Source organism: Bifidobacterium pullorum DSM 20433, assembly GCF_000771405.1.
Classification (GTDB): Bacteria; Actinomycetota; Actinomycetes; order Actinomycetales; family Bifidobacteriaceae; genus Bifidobacterium; species Bifidobacterium pullorum.
This window is the reverse complement of sequence record NZ_JDUI01000002.1, coordinates 73,349-96,354: the sequence shown is the minus strand read 5'-3', so window position 1 is coordinate 96,354 and position 23,006 is coordinate 73,349. Positions and strand designations below refer to the sequence as shown.

Sequence of the window (23,006 nt, the reverse complement as noted above, 5' to 3'; positions counted from 1 at the left end):
ATTGGAACCGCAGGCGTATCTGGTCACGCAGGGAGAGGGTTTCCCGATCGTCTTCGCGCACGGCATGGGCGTCGACCACCGGTCGCTGATGATGCTCGACGGCTACTTCCCGGATCACACGCAGCGCATCTACCTCGACCTGCCCGGATACGGCCGTACTCCGGCGTTGGACGGTCCCGGCGGATTGCCCGAGTACGTGGAGTGGTTCTGCGAAGCGATCGACGATGTCGTCGGTCCGCGCGCGCCGTTCGCGTTGGTGGGCAATTCGATGGGCGGGGCGTTGGCCCGCGCCGTGATCGCCCGCAAGCCGCGACGGGTGGCCGGCATCGCGCTGATTGCGCCGGTGATCGACCCGGTGATCGCGCACCGTCGCGTCGCCGAACATGTGGTCAGCGAACCGAATCCCGATCTGATGCACAAGCTGCCGCTCGACCAGGTGCTCGATTTCATCCGCATGGGGGTCAACCAGTCGTTCGAGGCGTGGCGGCGGTATCAGATGTACGTGCTGCCGGGCATTCGCGCGTTCGACCGTGACGCCTACGCCAGGCTCGAGGCCCGGTACTGGCTGGCGGAGGAACCGGAGCGCGTCTTCGGGCGTTTCGACGGACCGGCGTTGATGGTGTGCGGCCGGCAGGACCAGATCGTCGGGTACGAGGATCAGGAGGAACTCCTGCCTCACTATGCGAACGCGCGATATGCGGTGATCGAGAACGCGGGGCACAATGTCTACGTGGACCGGCCCGAGCAGGTCGGCGCGTTGCTGCGTGATTGGGCCGAGCAGCTGCCGATTCGATAGCCCCGGTGGGAGACCGGTAAGACGCCGGCGGATATTCGGCCGTCATTCGGCGGGCAGCTCGATGGCGGCCTCGACAGGAACCCAAGAGGAGAGGGATGCAACAGTTCGCGGTGGTGCTGGACCAGCTGATCGGCTTCGCGATCATGCTGGTCATCGGCTATATCTGCATTCGGTGCAAGGTGTATGGGCAAAAGGCGCTTGATGGCATCTGCCAGCTGATTCTCAAGGTCGGTATCCCGCTGATGGTGTTCTCCAACGCCACGGCCGGCGCCACCCGCGCCGACCTGTTCGACTCCGGCATCATCCTGGTGTTCCAGACGGTCATGTACGTGCTGCTGGTCTCATCCACCTGGCTGATAGCCAAGGTCATGCGGCTGCAGGTCGACCGCGGGCACATGTTCCAGGCCGCGTTCATCTTCGGCAATGTCGGCTTCATCGGTCTGCCGCTGCTCATCGCCCTGTTCCCGGAGCGTGGCGCGTTGTTCTACTCGCTGATGGCGTTGCTCGACCAGTTGCTGATGTGGACGTACGGCGTCTGGCTCACCCGCTCCGAGCGGACCCGCCGCGAGCGGCCCGCCGCGTCGTTGGTCCAGCAGCTGCGGGGATTGCTGAGCCCCGGGCTGGTGTCGGTGGTCGTGTCGCTGCTGGTCATCCTGATCGGCATCCCGATCCCCGAGGATATCAACACGCCGCTGCACACGGTCGGCTCGATCTCCACGCCGTTGTCGCTGATGTACATCGGCGGCCTGTTCGCGTTGCGTGATTGGAAGACCACGCTCAGGCAGCCCGAGGTGTATGTGGGCATCGTGGTCAAGATGCTGATCATCCCGATCGCCCTGTTCGCGCTGCTCACCTTCGTGCCGCCGATGTTGGGGCTGGGCGTGGCGAACGCGGATATGGTGCACGCCGTCACGGTGGTGTGCGCGATGCCGACGATGGCGGCGTTGGTCATGTTCGCCGAGCGGGAGCGCAACATGCCCGAATACGCGGTCGGTCTGGTGCTGGTGACCACCGCGGCCAGCCTGCTGACGCTGACCGGTGTGTCGTACGTGGTGTTCTGATGCGGGATACTGGTGGTATGTTCGCGCTGTTGGAGACGCTGATCGCCGTCTACGAAACCGGGCAGTTCACCATTGCCGCCGACGAGCTCAAGGTCTCGCAATCCACGGTGTCCTCGCGTATCGCCTCCCTGGAGACGATGGTGGGTGCTCCCTTGTTCGTGAGGCATGCCAAAAGCGACGTGACGCCCACCGAGGCGGGTACGCTGCTGTACCGCGCGGCCACGCAGATCGGCGGCGTATGGCGTGACGCCCGTGAGGAGATCGCCCGTTCCCGCGCGAATCGCGAACCGTTCTCGATGCTGGTCTCCCATACCGCCGCCGCGGTGCTGATTCCCTCGGCGTTGCGTGCAACGCTCGGCGAGTTGGACCGATTCGAGATCGCCGTGGCGGCCTCGAACTCGGATGGCATCCTGGAACGGGTGGGGCTGAAGGAGGCTCATCTGGGCGTGGTCGAAAAACCGATCATCAGCGAATCGGTCGAGCGTGTCACCTTATGCGAGGACGAGCTGGTGTTGGCCGGAGATCCCTCACACGTGTGGCTGGTGCGTGAGCGCGGATCCGGCGTACGCTACTACACCGAACTGTATTTCAAAACGGAGGGCATCGTGCCGGCGCACGCCATCGAGGTGGCGAGCAACGCCTCGATCGTCGCCGCGCTGGCGGCGGGGGTGGGCTGTTCGATCGTGTCGCGCGCCGCATGCCCCGACGGGGTGCCGATGCGCGATCTCGGTCCGGAATTCGTGCGGCGTTTCTATGCGCTGATTCCCCGGTCTGGCCTGACGCGCGATCAGCGTGCGTTGGCCGATGGCATCATCGCGGCGTTGCGGGATGTCAGGTTGCGCTGAGCGGTCCTGTGCCGTTCGGATAATTGTATTGAAAAAGGTGATGATATCCATCGATGTGTTCTATTTGACCGATGTATATGGGCGCGGTTCAATGGAGGCATGAAGGAATTCTGTGTGAAATGGTGGAATCGCATCGCGACCACCGATATGTTGTTCATCGCCGTGCTGACGCTGATCGCCTCGTTCGTCGGCACGTTCCTCAAGCAGTTCGACGGCTTCTCGCTGCTCGGCCCGCTGATCATCGCCCTGCTCATCGGCATGGTCATCCAGTTCCCGATCCGTTCCCTTTACGTCGGCACGAACGACTCCCGTCGTGCGGGCGTCAAGGATGCGGCGGGCCTGATCTCCAACAAGCTGCTGCGCCTGGGCATCATCCTGCTCGGCTTCAAGCTCAACCTGCAGGTGCTGTTCACCCAGGGCGTCAAATGCCTGCCGATCGCGGCGGTCATCGTCGCGCTGGTCATCGTCGTGACCTATCTGATCGCCCGTGCGCTCAAGGTCAGCCCGATGCTCGCCATCCTGACCGCGGGCGGTACCGGCATCTGCGGCGCGGCCGCCGTCATGGGTCTGTCCGGCTCCATCACCGTTCCGGAGGAGGACGAGGAGGAGAAAGCCGACAACGAGGTGATGGCCGTGGCCACCGTGGCCATCATGGGCACCATCTTCGCGCTGATCGAGATCGCGCTGTTCCCGGCGCTCGGCCTGACCCCCGCCCAGCAGGGCGTGGCCGCCGGCGCCAGCCTGCACGAGATCGCCCACGCGGTCGCCGTCGGCGGCGCGTTCGGCGAGGAGGCCCTGAACATGGCCACCATCATGAAGCTCAGCCGCGTGCTCATGCTCGTCTTCGCGGCCATCATCATCGCCATCTGGTGGGATCGCACGCACTCCACCGTCAAGCACGAAGGCAAGCGCAAGGTCGCCTTCCCGTGGTTCATGCTCGGCTTCATCGCCGCGTCGGTGCTGGGCACCTACGTGCCGTTCCTGACCGCCATCTCCGCCCAGCTGGTGGACGTGGCCTACATCGTGCTCGGCATGGCCATGGCCGCGCTCGGCATCAACGTGAACTTCAAGGCCATCGCCTCCAAGGGTGCCAAGGCCGTGCTCGCCAGCTTCATCGCCTCGGTGCTGCTGGTGGCGTTCGCGGTGCTGGTCGCCAAGCTGTTCTTCTAATTCCGGGTGCGCCCGGCTGAGGCGGGCGCACCACATGCCGCGGGGTTCTCCGAATCATATCGGAGGGCCCCGTTCGCATATGGCGGCGCGGCCGGCCGTCCGCGTCCGGTATTCGGGTTGCAGGGGGCTCACGCGCATATGGGCGGTCTCGTTCCGCATGTTCGCTCACGGTAAAACGGCGGAAGTATGAGGCCGGTATCCGGTTGGTGGAAGTGAACGTCAAGGATGCGAGCCCGGAAGGGTTCCGGGGCCGGCGGCAGCCACAACGGTTGCGGCCAAGGCCCTCTCCGAGTTAAGGAGTGTGTTCGACGATGGCTATGTTTCCTTCCCTGATGCATGATTCCCTGTTCGGCGATCTGTTCGACGACCCGTTCTTCACCGGGCTGCGTCGCGTCTCCGGCAATCCCGACACCGTGGTGGCGGGCAATATGATGAACACCGACGTGCGCGAGACCGACAAGGGCTACGCCGTCGATATCGATATGCCCGGTTTCAAGAAGGAGGATATCGCGGTGGAGCTGAAGAACGGCTACCTGACCGTCAGCGCCCATCGTGACACGCACCACGATGAGAAGAACGACAACGGTCGCTGGCTACGCCGCGAGCGTTACGTCGGCTCCTGCTCGCGCAGCTTCTACGTCGGTGATAACGTCAAGGACAGCGACATCCACGCCAGCTACAAGGATGGCACGCTGTGCATCGAGCTGCCGAAGCCGGAAGCCCAGCAGCAGGTCGAGCAGAAGCACACCATCGCCATTGAGGGCTGATTGGCTGTGTGATTGCAATCCGGCGCGTTCGCGACCGGTGGGGCCGGTGGTCGTCCGCATTCGCATGGACGGCCACCGGCCTCTTTCCGTTGCTGCGGACATGTGTCGTGTGCGGATGCGTTTGGAATGAGAGCGGGCCCTGTTCCGATGGTGTTTCGGAACAGGGCCCGCTGTGGTAGGTCTAACGAGGTTGGACTTACTTGTTGAGCAGGCGCTTGATGCCGCTCCACACGGTCTGGGAGAGCGCGTAGTGGCCGAACGAGGGGTCGGTGGCGGCGAGCGGGGAGCGCAGGGCCTGGTCCATCATCTTCTGGTTCATCATGGTTGGTTCCTTTCGTTGTGGCATCCGTCTTGGTCTGCGGGTGCCGTGTTGGTGATATTCGATCTTCTGTTGTGGCAAGCACAGCTTACGTCCTCCGAGCCGCCGGTTTCCTGCTGAGATTTCCAGAAAACTATCAAAAATATCGGGTATTCTTGAAATAAAGATAAAGAAATGGTGAAGAACGGAGGGGATGCGATGACGGAACCGGTGGTCAGCGAGGCCAGACTGCGTTATCTCGACTTCCTAAGCCGGGAGGACCGCGTACGGCACCATCGGTACGTGGAGGAGATGAAGCAGTACGAGCTGATGAAGAACGGCGACCTCTCCGCCATCGGCGAGAGCGCACGGTTGTGGACATCCGGTCTGTACGGCCATGTCTGCGACGATCCGCTGCGCAACGCGAAATACCTGTTCGTCACCTCGATCACCCTGGCCACGCGGTTCGCCATCGAAGGCGGCATGGACGAGGAGGACGCCTACAACGCCTCCGACCTGTACATCCAGGACGTCGACCGCTGCGCCACCACGGATGAGGTACGCCGGCTGCACGCCGATATGATGACCTTCTTCACCTGGGCCATGGCCGACATGCAGCGCGGCGAGGTGCATTCCACCGCGGTCGTCGAATGCATGGACTACATCCGCTACCACCTGCACGAGCGCATCACGGTGCCGATGCTCGCGAACCACGTCCACCTCAATCCCACATACCTGTCGGAACTGTTCGCGCGGGAGACCGGGGCCACGATTTCGCAGTACATCACCGATCAACGCATGGAGGCGGCGCGCAACATGCTCAGGTATTCGCAGTATTCGGTCGGGGAGATCGCGCAGATCCTGGCGTACCGCTCGCCCAGCCATTTCGGCAAGGTGTTCAAGGACCATATGGGCGTGACGCCGCGCGAATACCGCAACGCCAATGCCCAGGCCGGCATCTGGCCGGAATAGCCGGCTCCCGGGGTCCGGCGCCATGCAGGCATTCGGGCGTGCGGTCCGGCCATGGTCGTCGGCGCGGTCACGATGCCGAAGGTCCGGCGGACGCTGCCACATGCCCAACGGCTTCACATGGCCGTCGGTGCGTCTGAGGTGCCGAAGGTGAACGCGGCATGTGCCTCCGGTGAATTCTGTACGGGCCCATCGAAAAAACGTGCCCGGTCGCGCCGTTGTTCGACTACGGTGGAATCGGAACGGGTCCGCACGTCTGATGCGGACTCGATCGATATCGGTACGGCAATCGACGAGTTCAGGAGGAGCGACCATGGGGATGCCGTTGGACCTGTATGTCATCCGTCACGGCCAGTCCGAGGCGAACGTCATCGTGCAGGCGGGGGAGCAGGGTGATAACTCCCTGTACACGCAGGACAACGTCACGGTGCCGGACCGCTCCTGGCGTCTGACCGCGATCGGGCGCAAGCAGGCCGATTGCATCGGGCGATGGCTGGTGTCCCAACAGGAGCTGTTCGATCGGTACCTGGTGTCGCCGTACGTGCGCACGCGGGAGACGGCGGCCACGATGGCCCTGCCCAAGGCGCGTTGGGAGGAGAGCCGCGTGCTGCGTGAACGCTCATGGGGTGAGATCAACACCATCACCCGGGACGAGTTTCGCACCAACTATGCGCGCAACTGGATGTTCAAACGCACCGACCCGCTGTACTGGCGTCCGCCGGCGGGTGAATCGATCGCCGACGTGGCCGAGGACCGTGTCCATAACCTGCTGACCTCGTTGAACCGCAGGGCTGAGTCGGAATCGGTGGTGGCGGTGACCCATGGCGATTTCATGCTGGCGCTGATGCTCACGCTTGAGGACATCTCGGACGAGGAGTTCCTGCGCCGTGCGGACAGCCCCGAGTGGCAGATCACCAACTGCACCTGCCTGCACTACTCGCGCCGCGATCCGCATACCGGCCGCACCTCGCAACGCGTCCGGTGGGAGCAGACCGCGCGTCCGGTGCTGGATGAACGGACCGGGCGTTGGGAGGTCAAGGTCGAACCATGGCGCGAGTTCACCAAGCCGATGCTGTCCAATGGCGATTTGGTTGATGTCGTGCACTCCGTCGATCCCCACCTGTGAGCCGGATCTGATCCGATAGTCGCAGTTGCGCTGTGGCACTGCGACTTTTGGTCCAGTTCGCTAACGCCATCTGACCCTTCTGCGGCAGTGGTTTGGTGTTGCTGCGTCTTTGGTCCAGTTGGCCGGGTTGAACTGGCCCTTTTGCGGCAGTGGCTTGGTGGTACTGCATCTTTTGGTCCAGAAAGGCGATGCGATCTGGCCCTTTTGACGCAGCGCTGTGGTGTTGCTGCGGCAAAAGGGTTTGGGCGGCGATGGACTAGGCGTGTCGCTATACTATTCTGCGGCGCGCGGACGGAGTGTTCCGCGCTGAGAGAGTTCAAAGGAGATAAACAGATGACGAATCTGTTCAGCTGGGCCATCCATGGCGATGGCAAGACGCTGCATCCCGGCGAGGTCGTCGAACCCGATGAGCGTCTGACCTGGGGCCGTACCGCAGGTATCGGCGCCCAGCATGTGGTGGCCATGTTCGGCGCGACCTTCCTCGTGCCGATCCTCACCGGCTTCGATCCGTCGACCACGCTGTTCTTCACGGCCATGTCGACCGCCCTGTTCCTGCTCATCAACAAGAACGTCCTGCCGAGCTACCTGGGTTCGTCCTTCGGCTTCATCGCCCCGATCACCGCCGTCACCACGGCGAACAAGGGCCTGGCCGTCGCCAGCTTCGGCATCATGGTCACCGGTCTGCTGCTGGCCCTGATCGGCCTGCTCGTGCACTTCGCCGGCTCCAAGTGGATCGATGTGGTCATGCCGCCGGTCGTCAACGGCGCCATCGTGGCCATCATCGGCTTCAACCTGGCCCCGAGCGTGTGGAACAACTTCCAGCTCGCCCCCGACACCGCGCTGGTCACCCTGGTGGCCGTGCTGGTCATCTCCGTGCTGTTCAAGGGCCTGCTCGGCCGTCTGAACATCCTGCTCGGCGTCATCGTCGGCTACATCTACGCCTGCTTCCGCGGCCAGGTCGACTTCTCCGCCGTGAACGAGGCCGCGTGGATCGGTCTGCCGAAGTTCCACCTGCCGCAGGTCGACTTCTCCATCCTGCCGATGTTCATCCCGGTGGTACTCGTGCTCATCGCCGAGAACGTCGGCCACGTCAAGTCCGTGGCGCAGATGACCGGCCGCGACTATGACGACAAGATGGGCACCGCCCTGTTCGCCGACGGTCTGGGCACCGCCATTGCCGGTTTCGGCGGCGGCTCCGGCACCACCACCTACGGCGAGAACATCGGCGTGATGGCCTCCACCAAGGTCTACTCCACCGCCGCCTATTGGTTCGCCTCCGGCTTCGCGCTGCTGCTGAGCCTGTGCCCGAAGTTCGGCGCGATCATCAACACGATCCCCGCCGGCGTGCTCGGCGGCGTGACCACGCTGCTGTACGGCATGATCGGCATGATGGGCGTGCGCATCTGGGTGGACAACCATGTCAACTTCGACAAGTCGCTCAACGTCATGACCGCCGCCATCGTCATGATTATCGGCATCGCCGACTTCACGTTCGCCATCCAGGGCGTGCAGTTCAACGGCATCGCCATCGGCACCATCGCCGTGCTCGTCGCCTACCACGGCCTCAAGGCCATCGGCAAGGCCACCGGCACCATCGAGAAGGACGATCCGGACATCAAGTGATGACGGTCCATCCGAACACGGATGACCGACTCCCGTGGGGCGGCCTGAACAAGCCGCCCCACATTCATATCCGCCATGTCCGCCTTCTCCCTGCGATGGGGAGAAGATGCATGGCCCGTGATCGACTTCGCCGACACCTCTCGCGCCGACCGAGGCGCACGCCGTCAGGCATCGGCTACCATGCCATGAGGTATTGGTCCTTGTCGGTGAAGCAACGCCGGTACACCAGCAGCATGATGATCGTGTCCGCCAGCAGGGTCAGCGCCGAGATCGCGGCCAGAATCACGAACTGGTATTTCGCCGCATCGAACGGATCCCCGCCGGCGATGACCTGTCCCGCCATCATGCCGGGGATCGTCACGATGCCGCTCGATGCCAGGGAGGCCGTTGTGGGCAACAGACCGAGTCTCAACGAGGAGACGATCGACGGCCGGGCCGCCTCCCACGTCGTGGCGCCCAACGCCAGCATCATCTGGATTTCATCGCGCCGCTCCCGCATGCTTTCGAAGAACCGCGTCAACCCCACCGCCAGCGCGGACACCGAGTTCCCCAACAGCATGCCGGTCAGCGGCACCACCAGCTGCGGCGAATACCACGGCGTCGGACGCACGATCAGCTCGGCCACCAACGTCAGCATCAGCAGCATCGTGATGACCAACGCCAACAGCACCGGTCCGGCCATGCCCCGCGGCACGCCCTTGGCCCGGGACAGTGTGATCTGCACGCCGGCCCCCAGCATGACCACGATCAGCAGGGCCACCAGCCAGGGATTGTCAGCGCGGATCACGAACCCGATGATCAGTCCCATCGCGCACAGCTGCAGCAACGCGCGGCAGGCCGACCACAGCAGCGTCCGGCCGATGCCCAGCCGCATCCGCCAGGACACCGCGGCGGCGGCCGCCACCATCAGCATGGCCGCCATCAGTCCCCAGACGTCGATGGGGTAGTAGGTTCCTCCGTTCATGTCACGCCTCCTCTTCCGGCCGCGCAGTACCGGACCGTGAACCATCGGCATGTGCGGCGGCCAGTATATCGGTGCTGCCTGAATCATGGGCTGCGTCGTTGCCATGCAGCCGACCGTCGCTCAATACCAGCGTGCGTGAGGACGCTCCGTCCGGTGGCCGGTGCCGTATGCGGATGATCGCCATACCCTCGTGCGCCGCCCGCGTCATGATCGCGGCGACCTTGGCCGCGTTGTCGTCATCCAATCCGGCGTCGACCTCGTCGGCCAGCAGCAGCTTCGGCCGGGTCAGCAGCGTACGCGCCAGCGCGACGCGCGCCGACTGACCGCCCGACAGGTCGTGCGGCGGCCGATCCAGCTCGATGTCGCCGCAGCCCAGCGCATCCAGCATCCGGCGGATCGCTGCGTCGTCCAAACGATCGGTCGTGTGGTGGGCGGCACCTCGGAGCAATGACGGGAAACGTCTCCGGCCGCCGTTATATGCGTCCTCCGCGATCTCCGCACCGTTCGAGCCGCCGTCGCGAACGGCCAACGTGAACGGCAGACGGATCGCCTCGGCCACGGTCTGTCCGGTCAGGATGGCCTGTTGCGGCAGGTAGGTGACCTGCGTGCGCCACTGCTGCGGGGTGAAGGCGGATACGGGCCGCCCCTGCAGGGTCAGATCGCCGGACGCGTGCGGATTGAGCTGCGCCAGCGCGGTCAGCAGACTGGATTTGCCGGAGCCGGAAGGGCCGGTCAGATCGACGATCTCGCCGGATTCGACCTGCAGTGACAGGTCGCGGAACAACGCGCGCTCGCCGCCGTCCGACGGCAATGCGCAGGACAGGTGTTCGGCGCGTAGTAAGGCTGTCATGTTCTCAGTGTAGGCGGAGCCGATGCGGCTGTGGGATATGCGGGGTGTATGTTGCCGTTGCGGATGGGATGGTGGGGTATACGGATGCATGACTGCGATGCATGCCCGCAACAGGTGTGGTGTGTACGGCGTGCCGTTCGCCGGAGTCGCACCTGGTGGACGGCACGCCTCCGCCGTGATGGCGGGTGTGCAACATGCCGTTCGCTGGAGTCGTACCGGTTCGATACAGTGAAGGGCGATTGGTTCCGGCAAGACAGGGAGGTCGTGATGGACAAGCGGATCGCAATCGTGACGGGCAGCGCGTTGGGACTGGGGTATGAGCTCACGCGGCAACTGATCGAAAGGGGATGGTTCGTGTGCGGCGTGGATTTCAACGCCGCACGTCAGGAGGAGCTCGCCGTGGAGTTCGGAGCCGACCGCTACCGGGCGTTGACCGGCGACATCTCGGATGAGGCGTTCGCCAGGGCGGCGGTGGCCGAGGCCGCGTCGATCGGGCACATCGACCTGCTGATCAACAACGCCGGACAGCCCTCGTTCAAGGTGCCGACCGCATACGAAGCCGCCGACGTGGACAAGTGCCTCAAGGGTCTCAAGGGCATGATCCTGTTCAGCGTCGAAACGCTGAAGGCGGATGGCGAGCGCGACCTGAAGATCGCCAACGTCATGAGCACCGCCGCCACGCGCGGCAACGCCAACGAATCCGTGTACTGCGCCACCAAGTGGGGCGAGCGTGGCTATACCGAAAGCCTCAAAGCCGCCTACAAGGGCACCAGCGTCAAGATCGTGGGCGTGTGCCCGGGCGGCATCGACACCGAGTTCTACCGCGACAGCCACGACTACGTCTCCGAGGAGAAGCAGCACACGTTCATGAGCCCGGCCGACTGCGCCAACGTCATCCTGTTCAACCTGGTCAACGACGCGAACCTGACCGTCTCCGACATCCTGATCGAACGCAACTACGTGTGATCGTATGCGTAACAGGCATAACGACCATGTTGATGCGGCATTAGCAATCCGAAGGGCATGCGGGTAGGAATGGAACCGTGTGGCTCCGTCCCCGTGCCGACGGATTCGACGGGGCCGATCAGGAAGGACAACACCATGAACAATCCCAGCCTGTTCCCGATGGGCGAACCGAACGACGCCTACGCGCGGTATTTCATCGGCCAGAGCTATCTGGCGCCATTGTTGAACAAGGAGATCGCGCTGTCGAACGTCACGTTCGAACCGGGGTGCCGCAACAACTGGCATATCCATCACAACTCGCCGCAGATCCTGATCGCCGTGGGCGGCGTCGGCTACTACCAGGAGTGGGGCAAACCGGTGGTCACGATGCAGCCGGGCGACGTGGTCTACGTGCCCGCCGGGACCAAGCACTGGCACGGCGCCACGCCGCACGCCTCGTTCGCGCATCTGGCGATCATGATTCCGGGCGCCGACGTGAGCAACGAGTGGCTGGAACCGGTGGACGACGAGACGTATTACGCGCTCGATGCCGAGGCAGCCCAGTCCTCTAAGTGAACGGCTTGGGACAGCCGGACGCTGTAGCGATAACGGTCCGTGCCCCGCGGTGGCGCCGCGGGCACGGACCGTTGGTTTTCCGGGCGATTCACCGTCCGCATCCCCGGTGCAAACCAAAACCAAATCATCGTCCTGTACCATAGGCTGTTCGGCGGCGGATGTGGGGCCGCCGCGGGATGCAAGGACGGTGCCGATGGCAAGATTGCTGATCATCGAGGACGAGGCGGAGCTGCTGCACGCGTTGGAACAGCTGTTCGTGCATGACGGCCACGACGTGCTGACGGCCGCCGACGGGGAACAGGGGCTGTGCCGTTTCCGTGAGGGACGTGTGGACCTGGTGATCGTAGATATTCTGCTGCCGAAACTGGACGGGTTCGCCGTCTGCAAGGCGATCCGGCGCGGCAGCGACGTGCCGATTATCGTGACCACCGCGCTTGATGACGAGAGGCATCAGTTGCAGGGGTTCTCCCTGCTCGCCGACGATTACGTGACCAAACCGTATTCGTTGAGCGTGATGCGCGAACGCGTGCGTGCGGTGCTGCGCCGTTGCGCGGCGCGGTCGGATGCAGCCGCCTCACCCGCCATCGAGCCGACGACTGCGGGCGGACCGGCGGGCGGGGCTCCGATAGCCGCATCCGCAGCGGAGTGCGGCACCGGGACTGCCGCCAGGGGCCTGCTGGGATTCGGCGACATCATCGTGGACACGGAGTCGCATGAGGTGTTGCTCCGCGGCGATGTCGTGGCGCTGACGCGCACCGAATTCGACATCATACGGTTGCTCGCCGAGCATCCGCGTCGTGTCTTCACCCGCGATGCGCTGTCCCGGCAGGTGTGGGGGTACGCCGATGATTGCGGGAACAAGGCCATCAACATCCATGTGATGAACCTGCGCCGCAAACTTGGAGCGGATAGCGTGGAAACGGTGCGCGGCGTGGGATACCGGGCGGGGACGCGCCATGGCTGAGCGCGGGAAAGTCGAGCCGGGCGATCGGGATCGGTCTGCCGCGCATGCCCCGGCGCGGTTCGCCGGCTGGGTGCGACGTGCGGTCGGCCGCCTGTCGGTGAGGCTGTTCGTGGGGCTGCTGGCCGCGTTCAGCCTGTGCGGTGTGCTGGTCTACGGCATCGTGTCATGGGCGTTCCCGTACGGCTTCGACTCCGTGGTGGCCGCGCGCGAGGCGGGTGCGGCCGACGTCATGCAGGGGGATGGCGTCTCGACGTGGACGTTCGCCGAGGCGGGCGGCGACCCGCCCGGCACCGGGGCCGCGGTATCCATCACGGTCGATGCCCAGCGTGCCGCCATCGAGGATACGTTCGTCACGCTGCTTCTGCCGATGATCGGCGTCATCGTGGCGCTGTCCGCGGTGGTGGCGTGGCTGTGCAGCCGGCTGATCATCCGCCCGATGCAGCAGGCCAACCGTCGGCTGGCCGAACTCAACGGGCGGCTCGCGTCCGCCAATGACGAACTGGCCCGTGAGACGCGGGTGGTGCGTGCGATGGAACGCGAACGTCGCGATTTCTTCATGGCGGCCTCGCATGAGTTGAAAACCCCGGTCGCCGTGCTGCACGCGCAGGTCGAGGGCATGATGATGAACCTGGGCGACTATGCGGACCGGGACGCGGTGCTGCCGCGCGCCTTGCGCACCGTGGAGCGGATGCAGCGCATCGTCGGCCAGACGCTGACGGTGTCGCGCATGGATGCCGCCGAACTCGGGGAACGGCGTTGGCTGCGCCTGCGCGATCTGATCGAGGACGCAGTCGAGGGGCATGACGCGTTGGCACGCCGCAGGGGTGTGACGGTGGAGTGCAACGTGGACGGCGGGACGGCGCTGCATGCCGTGCTGGGCCTGCTGGACAAGGCCTTCGACGCGGTGATCGGCAACGCCGTGGCCTACGCGGCACCGGGGAGCGCCGTCCGCATCGAAACAGGGACGGTTCCGGCGCCGGACCGCTGCGAGACGGTGCCCGGCGCCCTGACGGTGACGGTCCGCAACCGGGCGGAGCAGCTGCCCGAAGCCGACCTGGCTCGTCTGGGCGAGCCGTTCTTCCGCCCGGACGGCTCGCGCAATTCGGCCACCGGGGGCACGGGACTCGGCATCCATATCGCGCACACGATATTCCGGTCCCAGGGCTGCACACCGTCGATCGATATGACGGATGGAATCTTCCGGTACAGGGTGGTCGTGCCGGCGGCGATCGTGCGGGAATGGGGCGACGGGCTGGGCGGGACCGCGCCCGACGCGGATGGGGACGCCGGCGAACCAAACCGACACCAAACCGGAACGATACCGAACCCACACCGTCATCCTGTTGAATCGTCGTTGGCGGGGAGCGCGGCTCCGGTCGGCGGCGGTGCCATCGCCGACTGAACGAATCGCCCGGAGCCGCGCTCACCGCCGCCATCAATCACGGAAGGAAAGGCGGAACACGGCATGCGGAGCATCACGTTGGCGGTGCGGTATATATGGCGCAAACGCGGCAGGACCATCAGCCTGCTGCTCATCCTGCTCGTCGTCGCCACGACGACGCTGACCGGATTGGCGGTGCGTGGCGCGGCGGCGGATGCGCAGCAGGCGATACGGCAGGCGCTCGGCGGGGTGTTCACCATCGAACAGGACGAATCGAACCCCGACAACTGGACCAACCGGCAGATCGAGGGCATGGGCTATCAGCAGGTGTTCGCGGGCAAGCCGATCACCGCCGAACTGTGCGGCAGGGTGATGACGCAGGTCCAGGGCATCCGCGGCTGTGACGCGACGACCGAGCAGGTGCTGGTGCCGGAGACCACGGACGGCCGGACACTGAAGCTCATCGACGACGGCTCGGGCACCGACCCGGCCAGCGAACAGGCGTTCTCGACCGACGACTTCGGCGACACGGTAACCGTCATCGGCGGCACCGACTCGCGGTTCGATGCGAATTTCGCCAAGGGGTATCTCGTGCTCGCCGACGGGGAGCCGGTGATCGACCCGGCCGCGCGTGCGGGGACTGAGCGGGACGGATCGGATGACGACGCGGACGCCGGGACGGGTGTCGGGACGGACGACGGCGTGGTCGGCGACGTGCTGATCGGCTCGCAGCTCGCCGAACGCAACGGTTTGCGGATCGGCGACACGATCGTGCTGCGGCGTGCCACCGTCCACGCGCAGATGAGCGGCACCACCGTCGAGCGGACGCGCACGCCCGTACGCATCGTCGGCCTGTTCGACCAGACCGCGAAATCCAGCGCGCTGACCAGCAACTGGTCGATGACCAACGCGATGTTCACCACCATGGACGTGGTCGACCACTCACGCGAAGGCACCGCCGAGGAAGGATTCGACAAGGTGAGCTTCTACGTGACCGATCCCGAGCGCACGGCCGACATCGCCGCCCGCGTGCGGGCGCTCGACGAACTGTCGGGCGGCCAGTATGTGGTCAGCCAGGACACGGCGGACGCCGATGCCGTATCCGAACCGCTGCGCAACCTCGATGCTCTGGTGCTCGCGCTCGTCGTGCTCGCATTGGTGGCCGGCATGGTGATCCTCTGTCTGGTGCTCGCCTCGCGCGTCAAGGAGCGCATGCACGAGAGCGGCGTGCTGCTCTCGCTCGGCTTCGGCCGCTGGGCGATCCTCTCGCAGTATCTGGTAGAGGCGGCGCTCGTGGCCGTCGTCGCGTTCGCGTTGAGCGTGCCGATCGGCGCGATGATCGGACAATTCGTCGGAGACGGGTTGCTCGGCATGTCACGCGCCGGCACGGGAGACGGCACGGGCGGCACGGGCGGCGGGCTCACCTCGAAGGACGGCATGACCGTGGCCAACAGCGACATGATGTCGCCCAGCTTCACGCCGAACGCCGACATGGGCAGCATCCACGTCGTCATCGATGGCTGGACCATCGCCGGCCTGTACGGGCTCGGCCTGGCGCTGGTCGCCGTGTCGGTCGGCCTGTCGAGCATGGTGCTGATGCGCCGCCGCCCCAAGGACATCCTCGCCGCCATGTCGTGACCCCGATCCGATCCCAGCCACAAGCAATTCGTATGCGAAAGGAGTTCACCGATGGCGATCATCGCACTCGACAACGTCACCTATGCCTATGAGGACGGTCATGGCCGCACGCGCACCGTGCTGCGCAACGTCAGCGCCGGATTCGAGCCCGGGGTCATGACCGCCGTGGTCGGCCCGTCCGGTGTCGGCAAAAGCACGCTGCTCGCGCTGCTCGGCGGCCTCGATCTGCCCGACGCGGGGCGCATCGTCTATGACGGCCGGCCGCTGACCGCGGGCGGGCTTGTCGCGCACCGCCGCCGCCACGTCTCGTTCGTCTTTCAGGAGTTCAACCTCATCGACTACCTGAACGCCATCGAGAACGTCGCGCTGGTCGCCGACCGCGCTCGCGCCCGTGAACTGCTCGACGCGGTGGGACTCGACGCCGAGGATATGCGGCGCGGCGTGACGCAGCTGTCGGGCGGGCAGCGGCAGCGCGTCGCCATCGCACGGGCGCTCGCGGCCGGCACCAAGGTGCTGCTGGCGGATGAGCCAACCGGTAGCCTCGACGCCGACAACGCCGAAGCCATCGCCGCGCTGCTGGCCGGCAACGCCCATGAGCACGGCATGTGCGTGATCGCCGTCACCCACTCCGAACGATTCGCCGCCCACGCGGATGCGGTGCTGCGGCTGAACCACGGGCATCTCAAGCGGATCCGCTGATTGCCTCATCCGTGGCCTTCGCGTCACGGGCGGCGGTCAGCCGTTGCGGCGCTTGGGCAGCAACGAACGCATTGCGTCCGGCACGCCGTCCTTGACGATGTCGATGAGGAACGACGAGACGAACACCGTGACCAGCGAGAAGGCGATGCGCTGCACCGGGATATAGGTCAGCGACAATCCCAGTACGGTCAGGTCGGTGAACAGGTAGGCGCGTGCCAGACGCCAATGTGTCAGATGCGAGATGACGAGCGCCAGCGCGTCATCGCCGCCGCTGGAGCCGCCCTGGCGCACCACCAGTCCGACGCCGATGCCGACGAACGCGCCGCCCAGCAGCGCCGCCAGCAGCGGCATGCCGGACAGGTCGGGCAGCATCGGCGGGAACAGGTCCCACAATCCGAAGAACAGGGACATCGACGTGGTCGAGACGATCGACAGCAGGATGAATCGGCTGCCGAGGAACCGCCACGCCAGCAGGTAGCAGGTGATGTCCAGCGCCGGGGTGGTGATGGATGGCGGGATGCCGAACCAATGGTCGAGCAGGAGCAGCATGCCGAGCACGCCGCCTTCGGTGATGTCGACGCGTTGGTGGATGTTGTGCAGGCCGAACGTGGCGATGGCGGTGCCCAGCATGATGAGCAGGATGCGCCTGAACGTCAGCGTTTCGGGGATCTTCCGCAACATGTCGTGGACCTTGGCCCATGGCATGGATATCACGTCCCTTGCAGATGCGAATCGAAGGTAATAATGCTTGTCGGCCGGATCGGTCATGCCGGCCGACATAGCAGTCTAGCATGTCCGCCTGCGAACGCCGAGGGCGGACGACGGGATTATGCTCGTTGCCGTTCTCGCAGCCGGCTGTCGACGATGCCGACGACCACGCCGATCAGCGCGGGGATCAGCCATCCGATCTGCAAGTCGTTGAACGGGATGGCGCCGACCAGCGCGTCCAGCCAGCCGAACGACACGCCGAGCAGCGTGATGAGCTCGGCGAGGCAGTTGATGATGCTGACGACGCCGGCCAGCAGCACCGCCCAGAAGTAGACGCGCGGGAAACGTTCCGAGAATACGCCGTGGACGAGCGAGAGCACCACCAGCACGATGGCGATCGGGTACAGCGCCGACAGCACCGGCACTGACACCTTGATGATGGTGTTGAGGCCGGCGTTGGAGACCAGGAAGCTGAACGCGGCGAAGACGGCGCTCCAGACGCGGTAGGAGACCGGATGCCCCATTACGGTGGGGAAATGGTTGTGGAAGAACGTGCCGCAGGTGGAGATCAGTCCCGTGCAGACGTTGAAACAGGCGATGACGAAGATGACGCCGATGAACGCGGTGCCCACCGGTCCGAACGCGGCGTGCGAAAGGTTCGTCAGCACGGTGGCGCCGGTGTCGGTGGCGGGGTCGACCGAGGCGATCGAACCGGAAACCATGCCGATGAAGGCAAGCGCGCCGTAGATGATGATGAGCAGCATGCCGGTGCCCAGCCCCGCATACCCGGTTTCGCGCCGGTTCTGGGAGACGCTCGTGATGCCCATCTGCCTGACGTTGGCGGAGATGACGATGCCGAAATACAGCGCGGCCAGCAGATCCATGGTCTGATATCCGTCTAGGAATCCGCGGGACAGCTGCAGCTGCGCGTAGTCGCCGCTGGGTGAGGGGAAGCCGTCATGCGGCATGATCAGGCAGGCGACGAACAGCACGGCGATCATGGCGAGCAGCAGCGGGCCCATGAACCGGCCAAGGGTTTTCGAAAGGATCTCCGGACGCTGCGCGAGGAAGAACGACAGGATGAAGAACACCGCCGAATAGACCAGCTGCGTGATCCAGGTGGGGACGCCGGGGGTGAACGGGACCACCATCATCTCGAAGGACGTGGTGGCGGTGCGCGGAATGGCGAAGCAGGGGCCGATGGTCAGGATGATGGCCAGCGCCAGCACGATGGCGAACTTCGGGGAGACACGGTCGGCCAGATATTCGAACCCGCCGGCGGAGGAGACCGCCAGCACGCCGAGCACCGGCAGGCCGACGGCGGAGATGATGAACCCGATGGCGCCCAGCGGTGTGGCCGAGCCGGCCTGCGCGCCGAGGAACGGCGGGAAGATCAGGTTCGCCGCGCCGAAGAACATGGAAAAGAAGGTGAACGTGATCAGGATGCGGCTGCGGGAATCCAGGCGTTCCCGCGTGGCGTTGGCCGCCAATGGCTCCTCGGTGTCTTCTCTCATGAGCACTACCGTAGTACGCCCCCGTCCGAATGGTGGAATCGGCCGGCGCGCCCCGCATCGGAGTGCGCCGGCCGCGATCGCATCGGTAAGACCCGGTGTGTCGTCAGCGGAACGAACGCAGGCCGGCCACCAGCCGTCGCATGCCCTCGTCCACACGCGCGCGCTGCGTCGCCGCGTTGATGCGGACGAAATACCGTCCGTTGCCGCCGAACTGGGCGCCGGGGGAGAGCATGAGCCCCTGATCGGCGAGCAGATGGTCGCACAGCCGTTCCGTATCGTCGGTCAACGCCGAGCAGTCGAGCCACAGCAGGTACGTGGCGTCGCCCTCGACCAGCGAAACCCGTCGCGCAGGGTCGGCCGATGCGTTGTACCCGTCGATGGCGGCGCGGACCGCGCGCTTGTTCTCCGCCAGATACGCGCGCAGTTCGTCGAGCCAGGGGGCGCCCCCGGTGAACGCGGCGACGGCCGCCGTGATCGCGAAGGCGTTCGGTTCGGCCACCTCATCGGTGTTCAGGCCGCGCCACACCTTGTGCCGTAATACGGGATCCGGCACCATGACGGCCGCGGTCTGCAAACCCGCAAGGTTGAACGTCTTGGTCGGTGCGATGCAGGTCACCGAGTTCATCCGGCAATGCTCGCTCACCGAGGAGAACGGCACGTAGTCGTACCCGGGGTCGGTCAGGTCGCAGTGGATTTCGTCGCTGACCACCGTCACATGGTGCGTCCAGCACAGTTCGCCGATGCGCGCCAGGGTGTCGCGGTCCCAGATCTGGCCGGAGGGGTTGTGCGGGTTGCACAGGATCATCAGCGTGGTCTGCGGGTCGGCGAGCTTGCGTTCCAGGTCCTCCCAGTCGATCGAGTAGCGGGAGGCCTCGGCGTCGTAGACGAGCGGCGCCTCAAGCGCATTACGGCCGTTGTTGAGGATCGAGTTGAAGAAGATGTTGTACACGGGCGTCTGGATGACCACGTTCTCGGCCGGTGTGGTCAGCTTGCGCACCATGCTGGAGAGGGCCGGGATCACGCCGGTGCAGAAGATCAGCGACTCACGCTCGAAGGTCACGCCGTGGCGGTCCCGCCACCAGCCGATGTAGGCGTCCGCCCACTCGTCGGGCACGATCGAATAGCCGAAGACGCCGTGCTCCAGCCTGCGGCGCATCGCCTCGCGGATCGGGGGCGCGGTCTCAAAATCCATGTCGGCCACCCACATCGGCAGCGCGTCGCCGGCTTCCTCCCACTTCAGCGAGTAGGTGCCGGAACGGTCGGTCAGGACGTCGAAATCGTAGGTCATCGGTTCTCCTGTCGGCTGGTACGGGCGCCCTGTCGTGATGCCGCATGCTGGTGCGCGACGGCAAGGCGGATACGTCGCGCATCGCGGGAATCGCTCAGCGGTCCGTGGTCTCGATGACGGTGGCCGCGGGGTCGATGCGCGCCGGATCCAGCGTGATCTCGCCGATCGATCCGGCCTTGATGCGGCCGCCCGCCGGGTTGAACACGCTGTCGATATGACCCTCGATCTCGGCGTCGACCGTCGAATACTCGAACGCCAGGTTCGTATGGTTGAGCCGGCAGCCGCGCATCACCAGATTGTCGATGTAGCACAGGCCCTGCAGGCTCTCGATCGTGCAGTTGATCAGCGTGAGGTTCCGGGCGTTCCACCCCAGGTACTCGCTGGTGATGAACGAGTCGCGCACGGTCACGTTCTCCGAGTTCCAGAACGCGTCCTTGGTGATGAGCCGCGAATTGGCGATCTCCACGTTCCTTGCGCCGTCGAACGAGTACCCGCCGACCAGGCGCAGGCCATCGACCTTCATGTCCTCGCAGTTCATCGCGAAGTAGTCGCCGTGCACGGTCACGTCGTCCAACGTCACGTCGCGGCAGGACCACAGGGTCTCCTCGGCGTTCGGGAACTCCACATGCCGCAGCGTCACGCCGTTGCAGCGGCGGAAGTTCTTCGGGGCGACCACGGTGGAGTCCTCCACGGTGATGTCGTCCGTGTACCACACGCCGGCGCGGCCCATCTCGAACCAGGTGCAGCCGCGCACGGTCACGTCCTTGCAGTACCACAGCGGATACTTCCACTGGAAGGAACTGTCGATCAGCGCGATGTTCCGGGCATGCTTGAGCGGGGATTCGCCTTCGGCGAAAATCGTGTCGACGTAGGTCACGCCGTCGGCGGCGAACGCCGCGCGTTCGCCGGTCAGATACCCCTGCTCGACGCGATCGGCGGTGCCGGCGGCCTTGCCGTTGTTGGGGTTGGTGGGTTCGGTCATCATACGTCCATTCGTGATGGGGAGTCGGGATTGTAGTCAGTAACGCTGCTCGGGATGATAACCCCGGCGAGGATGATGCGCAAATGCTTGGGTTGAGTGGCATTCATGCCAAATGGGCATGGGATGGGTCGTGTCCGGTCCGCGTCGTCATATGGCGCGGCGGTATGGTGCTGAACGTCTTATGCCGCCTGTTCCGGCGAGAAGGTCACCGACGCAGTGCCGGCGCCGAGCGCGTTGGACAGTCGCCCGGGGTCGGCGATCGAGCCGATGCGCGTATAGGAATACGGGGTGCGGAAGGTCTGGTAGAACAGCACGATGCAGTCGCTGCCGTAGAGCATGATGTCGCCCGCGTGGATCGTGCCGACGCGTTGCGGTTCCGAGGGCAGGGGACTGTCCAGGTAGTGGTACTTCTCGTTACCGTTGAGCTCGTCCATGGTCAGGGTCGTCGGCAGCAGGTCGAGGAAGGCCCGTGCGGTGGCGTTGTCCTCCAAGTGCGCCGTGAACGTGGTGCCGTCGATGTCAATGTCGATGATGGTCATGTCGGTGTCCTGTTCGATGGTGTGTGCGCCGCCGGTTGTGGAGTCGGCTGACGGGGTTGATGAGCACGAGGCCGCAAGGGCGAATGCGACGGCGGCCGTCATCGCGGCGATGGCGCGTGCCGTTGCTGTGAGTCTGGTCATTGGCGCTCCTTTCCGTGAAGCGATGTTCTGCAGGATACGGAATGACGGAATCCATATCAAATGTCTATGTGCAATGGAAATATATACTTGTTTGGTATGGGAGCGACGTGGGGCCGACACCCGACAGTGGGGTCCGGCGCATTGGATTCGATCTGATGCACTCGGCCCGTGCAAGCGCCGTTCCCGGGAAATCATTCAGGAGGCCGTGATGGCGCATAACCGCAATGGCGGCATGGAGCTGCGGATTTTGCGGTATTTCCTGGCGGTGGTGGAGGAGCAGAGCATCACCGGTGCCGCCGAATACCTCGGCATGTCGCAGCCGTCGCTGTCCCGTCAGTTGCGCGAGTTCGAATCCAGGCTCGGCTGCACGCTGTTCGAACGCGGCAGTCGGACGATCACGCTCACCCCGGAGGGGGAGCTGTTGCGCGAACGCGCTGAGGAGATCGTGACGTTGGCGGACCGTGCGGAGGCGGAGATCACCTCGATGGAGGAGCCGGTCGGCGGTCCGGTGTACATCGGCGCGGGGGAGACCGATGCGATGCGTCTGCTGGCGCGCGCCGCGCGGGCGATGACCTCCTGCTACCCGCAGACCCGGTTCCATATCTATTCAGGCAACACCGAGGATGTCACCTCGCGTCTGGATTCGGGATTGCTTGACTTCGCGCTGCTGTTTGAACCGTATGACACGACCAAGTACGCGTATATCACCCTGCCCGTCCGCGATGTCTGGGGCGTGATGATGCGACGCGACGACCCCCTGGCCGCACGGGAGTCGATCACCGTCGACGACCTCAAGGGGTTGCCGCTCATCGTATCCCAGGAGACCCGCTTCGACCGTGAATTCGGCGCCTGGAGCGGGATGGGGCAGAGCGACCTGCGGGTCGTCGGCACCTACAATCTGCTGAACAACGGTGCGCTGATGGTTTCGGAAGGGCTGGGCTATGCGCTGTGCCTTGACCGCATCGTCAACGTGACGGGGGACACCAACCTCACGTTCCGTCCGCTCAGCCCGCGCCTGGAGGCCCGGCTCAATGTGGTGTGGAAATCCGACCGCCGGTTCACCCGTGTGGCGGCCTGCTTCCTGCAGGCGTTGCGCGAGGAGCTCGCCGATTGGGCGCGCTGACGCCAATCCCCATCGACGCGCATTTCGGCGACGGGTTCA

Annotated in this window: 23 protein-coding genes; 15 read left to right on the top strand and 8 right to left on the bottom strand. The window is 65.0% G+C overall.

Features of this window, described 5'->3' with window-relative positions; all coding sequences use genetic code 11:
* Position 1 precedes the first annotated feature (1 nt).
* The 5 genes from OU11_RS01745 to OU11_RS01725 all read left to right on the top strand — a co-directional run bounded on the left by OU11_RS01745 (position 2) and on the right by OU11_RS01725 (position 4,639).
* The gene (locus OU11_RS01745) at positions 2 to 796 is read left to right on the top strand and encodes an alpha/beta fold hydrolase (protein ID WP_033514134.1); all 795 of its coding nucleotides are present in this window, start codon (positions 2 to 4) and stop codon (positions 794 to 796) included.
* A gap of 95 nt (positions 797 to 891) precedes the next feature.
* Positions 892 to 1,857 (top strand): AEC family transporter, encoded by a 966-nt coding sequence (locus OU11_RS01740; RefSeq protein WP_033514133.1) that lies wholly within the window; start codon positions 892 to 894, stop codon positions 1,855 to 1,857.
* 17 nt (positions 1,858 to 1,874) lie between these two features.
* Entirely contained in the window at positions 1,875 to 2,702 is an 828-nt protein-coding gene (locus tag OU11_RS01735) for a LysR family transcriptional regulator (protein ID WP_033514132.1), read from the top strand.
* A 99-nt stretch (positions 2,703 to 2,801) separates the two neighbouring features.
* The gene (locus OU11_RS01730; protein WP_033514131.1) at positions 2,802 to 3,872 is read left to right on the top strand and encodes a YeiH family protein; all 1,071 of its coding nucleotides are present in this window, start codon (positions 2,802 to 2,804) and stop codon (positions 3,870 to 3,872) included.
* A gap of 311 nt (positions 3,873 to 4,183) precedes the next feature.
* On the top strand, positions 4,184 to 4,639 hold the full coding sequence (locus OU11_RS01725; RefSeq protein WP_033514130.1) for an Hsp20/alpha crystallin family protein: 456 nt from the start codon (positions 4,184 to 4,186) through the stop codon (positions 4,637 to 4,639).
* 196 nt (positions 4,640 to 4,835) lie between these two features.
* On the opposite strand, the gene OU11_RS09525 is transcribed toward OU11_RS01725, so the two are convergent.
* Entirely contained in the window at positions 4,836 to 4,961 is a 126-nt protein-coding gene (locus OU11_RS09525; RefSeq protein ID WP_262975276.1) for a hypothetical protein, read from the bottom strand.
* Between the two features lie 171 nt (positions 4,962 to 5,132).
* On the opposite strand from OU11_RS09525, the gene OU11_RS01720 reads away from it, so the two are divergent.
* The 3 genes from OU11_RS01720 to OU11_RS01710 all read left to right on the top strand — a co-directional run bounded on the left by OU11_RS01720 (position 5,133) and on the right by OU11_RS01710 (position 8,655).
* Positions 5,133 to 5,909 (top strand): helix-turn-helix domain-containing protein, encoded by a 777-nt coding sequence (locus OU11_RS01720; protein WP_223224112.1) that lies wholly within the window; start codon positions 5,133 to 5,135, stop codon positions 5,907 to 5,909.
* 310 nt (positions 5,910 to 6,219) lie between these two features.
* On the top strand, positions 6,220 to 7,032 hold the full coding sequence (locus tag OU11_RS01715) for a histidine phosphatase family protein (RefSeq protein WP_033514129.1): 813 nt from the start codon (positions 6,220 to 6,222) through the stop codon (positions 7,030 to 7,032).
* 333 nt (positions 7,033 to 7,365) lie between these two features.
* Positions 7,366 to 8,655 carry a uracil-xanthine permease family protein gene (locus tag OU11_RS01710; RefSeq protein WP_033514128.1) on the top strand — a complete coding sequence of 430 codons (1,290 nt, stop codon included), beginning with the start codon at positions 7,366 to 7,368 and terminating at the stop codon, positions 8,653 to 8,655.
* A gap of 175 nt (positions 8,656 to 8,830) precedes the next feature.
* On the opposite strand, the gene OU11_RS01705 is transcribed toward OU11_RS01710, so the two are convergent.
* Both OU11_RS01705 and OU11_RS01700 read right to left on the bottom strand, forming a co-directional pair.
* Positions 8,831 to 9,619, bottom strand: a complete 789-nt coding sequence (locus tag OU11_RS01705) for an ABC transporter permease (RefSeq protein WP_033514127.1) — start codon at positions 9,617 to 9,619, stop codon at positions 8,831 to 8,833.
* Position 9,620: 1 nt separating this feature from the next.
* Entirely contained in the window at positions 9,621 to 10,469 is an 849-nt protein-coding gene (locus OU11_RS01700) for an ABC transporter ATP-binding protein (RefSeq protein ID WP_052122545.1), read from the bottom strand.
* A 267-nt stretch (positions 10,470 to 10,736) separates the two neighbouring features.
* Here OU11_RS01700 and OU11_RS01695 point away from each other — a divergent pair, with 267 nt between their 5' ends.
* The 6 genes from OU11_RS01695 (at position 10,737) to OU11_RS01670 (ending at position 16,672) form a co-directional block, all read left to right on the top strand.
* Entirely contained in the window at positions 10,737 to 11,435 is a 699-nt protein-coding gene (locus OU11_RS01695; RefSeq protein WP_033514126.1) for an SDR family oxidoreductase, read from the top strand.
* 135 nt (positions 11,436 to 11,570) lie between these two features.
* Positions 11,571 to 11,990, top strand: coding sequence for a cupin domain-containing protein (locus OU11_RS01690; protein WP_033514270.1), 420 nt, complete (start codon positions 11,571 to 11,573; stop codon positions 11,988 to 11,990).
* Between the two features lie 193 nt (positions 11,991 to 12,183).
* On the top strand, positions 12,184 to 12,954 hold the full coding sequence (locus OU11_RS01685; protein ID WP_033514125.1) for a response regulator transcription factor: 771 nt from the start codon (positions 12,184 to 12,186) through the stop codon (positions 12,952 to 12,954).
* Positions 12,947 to 14,356, top strand: a complete 1,410-nt coding sequence (locus tag OU11_RS01680) for a sensor histidine kinase (RefSeq protein WP_033514124.1) — start codon at positions 12,947 to 12,949, stop codon at positions 14,354 to 14,356. Before OU11_RS01685 ends, OU11_RS01680 begins: the two co-directional genes overlap by 8 nt.
* Positions 14,357 to 14,419: 63 nt before the next feature.
* Positions 14,420 to 15,973, top strand: coding sequence for an FtsX-like permease family protein (locus tag OU11_RS01675; RefSeq protein WP_033514123.1), 1,554 nt, complete (start codon positions 14,420 to 14,422; stop codon positions 15,971 to 15,973).
* A 51-nt stretch (positions 15,974 to 16,024) separates the two neighbouring features.
* Positions 16,025 to 16,672, top strand: coding sequence for an ABC transporter ATP-binding protein (locus tag OU11_RS01670; RefSeq protein WP_033514121.1), 648 nt, complete (start codon positions 16,025 to 16,027; stop codon positions 16,670 to 16,672).
* Between the two features lie 36 nt (positions 16,673 to 16,708).
* On the opposite strand, the gene OU11_RS01665 is transcribed toward OU11_RS01670, so the two are convergent.
* The 5 genes from OU11_RS01665 to OU11_RS01645 form a co-directional block, all read right to left on the bottom strand.
* Positions 16,709 to 17,353 (bottom strand): YitT family protein, encoded by a 645-nt coding sequence (locus OU11_RS01665; RefSeq protein WP_033514269.1) that lies wholly within the window; start codon positions 17,351 to 17,353, stop codon positions 16,709 to 16,711.
* A 146-nt stretch (positions 17,354 to 17,499) separates the two neighbouring features.
* On the bottom strand, positions 17,500 to 18,894 hold the full coding sequence (brnQ, locus tag OU11_RS01660) for a branched-chain amino acid transport system II carrier protein (RefSeq protein ID WP_052122543.1): 1,395 nt from the start codon (positions 18,892 to 18,894) through the stop codon (positions 17,500 to 17,502).
* A gap of 103 nt (positions 18,895 to 18,997) precedes the next feature.
* Complete coding sequence (locus tag OU11_RS01655) at positions 18,998 to 20,182, bottom strand: MalY/PatB family protein (RefSeq protein ID WP_033514118.1); 1,185 nt, start codon at positions 20,180 to 20,182, stop codon at positions 18,998 to 19,000.
* Positions 20,183 to 20,276: 94 nt separating this feature from the next.
* Positions 20,277 to 21,164: a DUF3737 family protein gene (locus tag OU11_RS01650; protein WP_033514268.1), complete on the bottom strand. Its 888-nt coding sequence runs from the start codon at positions 21,162 to 21,164 to the stop codon at positions 20,277 to 20,279.
* Between the two features lie 179 nt (positions 21,165 to 21,343).
* Complete coding sequence (locus OU11_RS01645; protein WP_206538215.1) at positions 21,344 to 21,844, bottom strand: cyclophilin-like fold protein; 501 nt, start codon at positions 21,842 to 21,844, stop codon at positions 21,344 to 21,346.
* A gap of 208 nt (positions 21,845 to 22,052) precedes the next feature.
* Here OU11_RS01645 and OU11_RS01640 point away from each other — a divergent pair, with 208 nt between their 5' ends.
* A complete protein-coding gene (locus OU11_RS01640; RefSeq protein ID WP_206538214.1) occupies positions 22,053 to 22,967 on the top strand; it encodes a LysR family transcriptional regulator in 915 nt (304 codons plus the stop codon).
* The last annotated feature ends 39 nt before the right edge of the window (positions 22,968 to 23,006 follow it).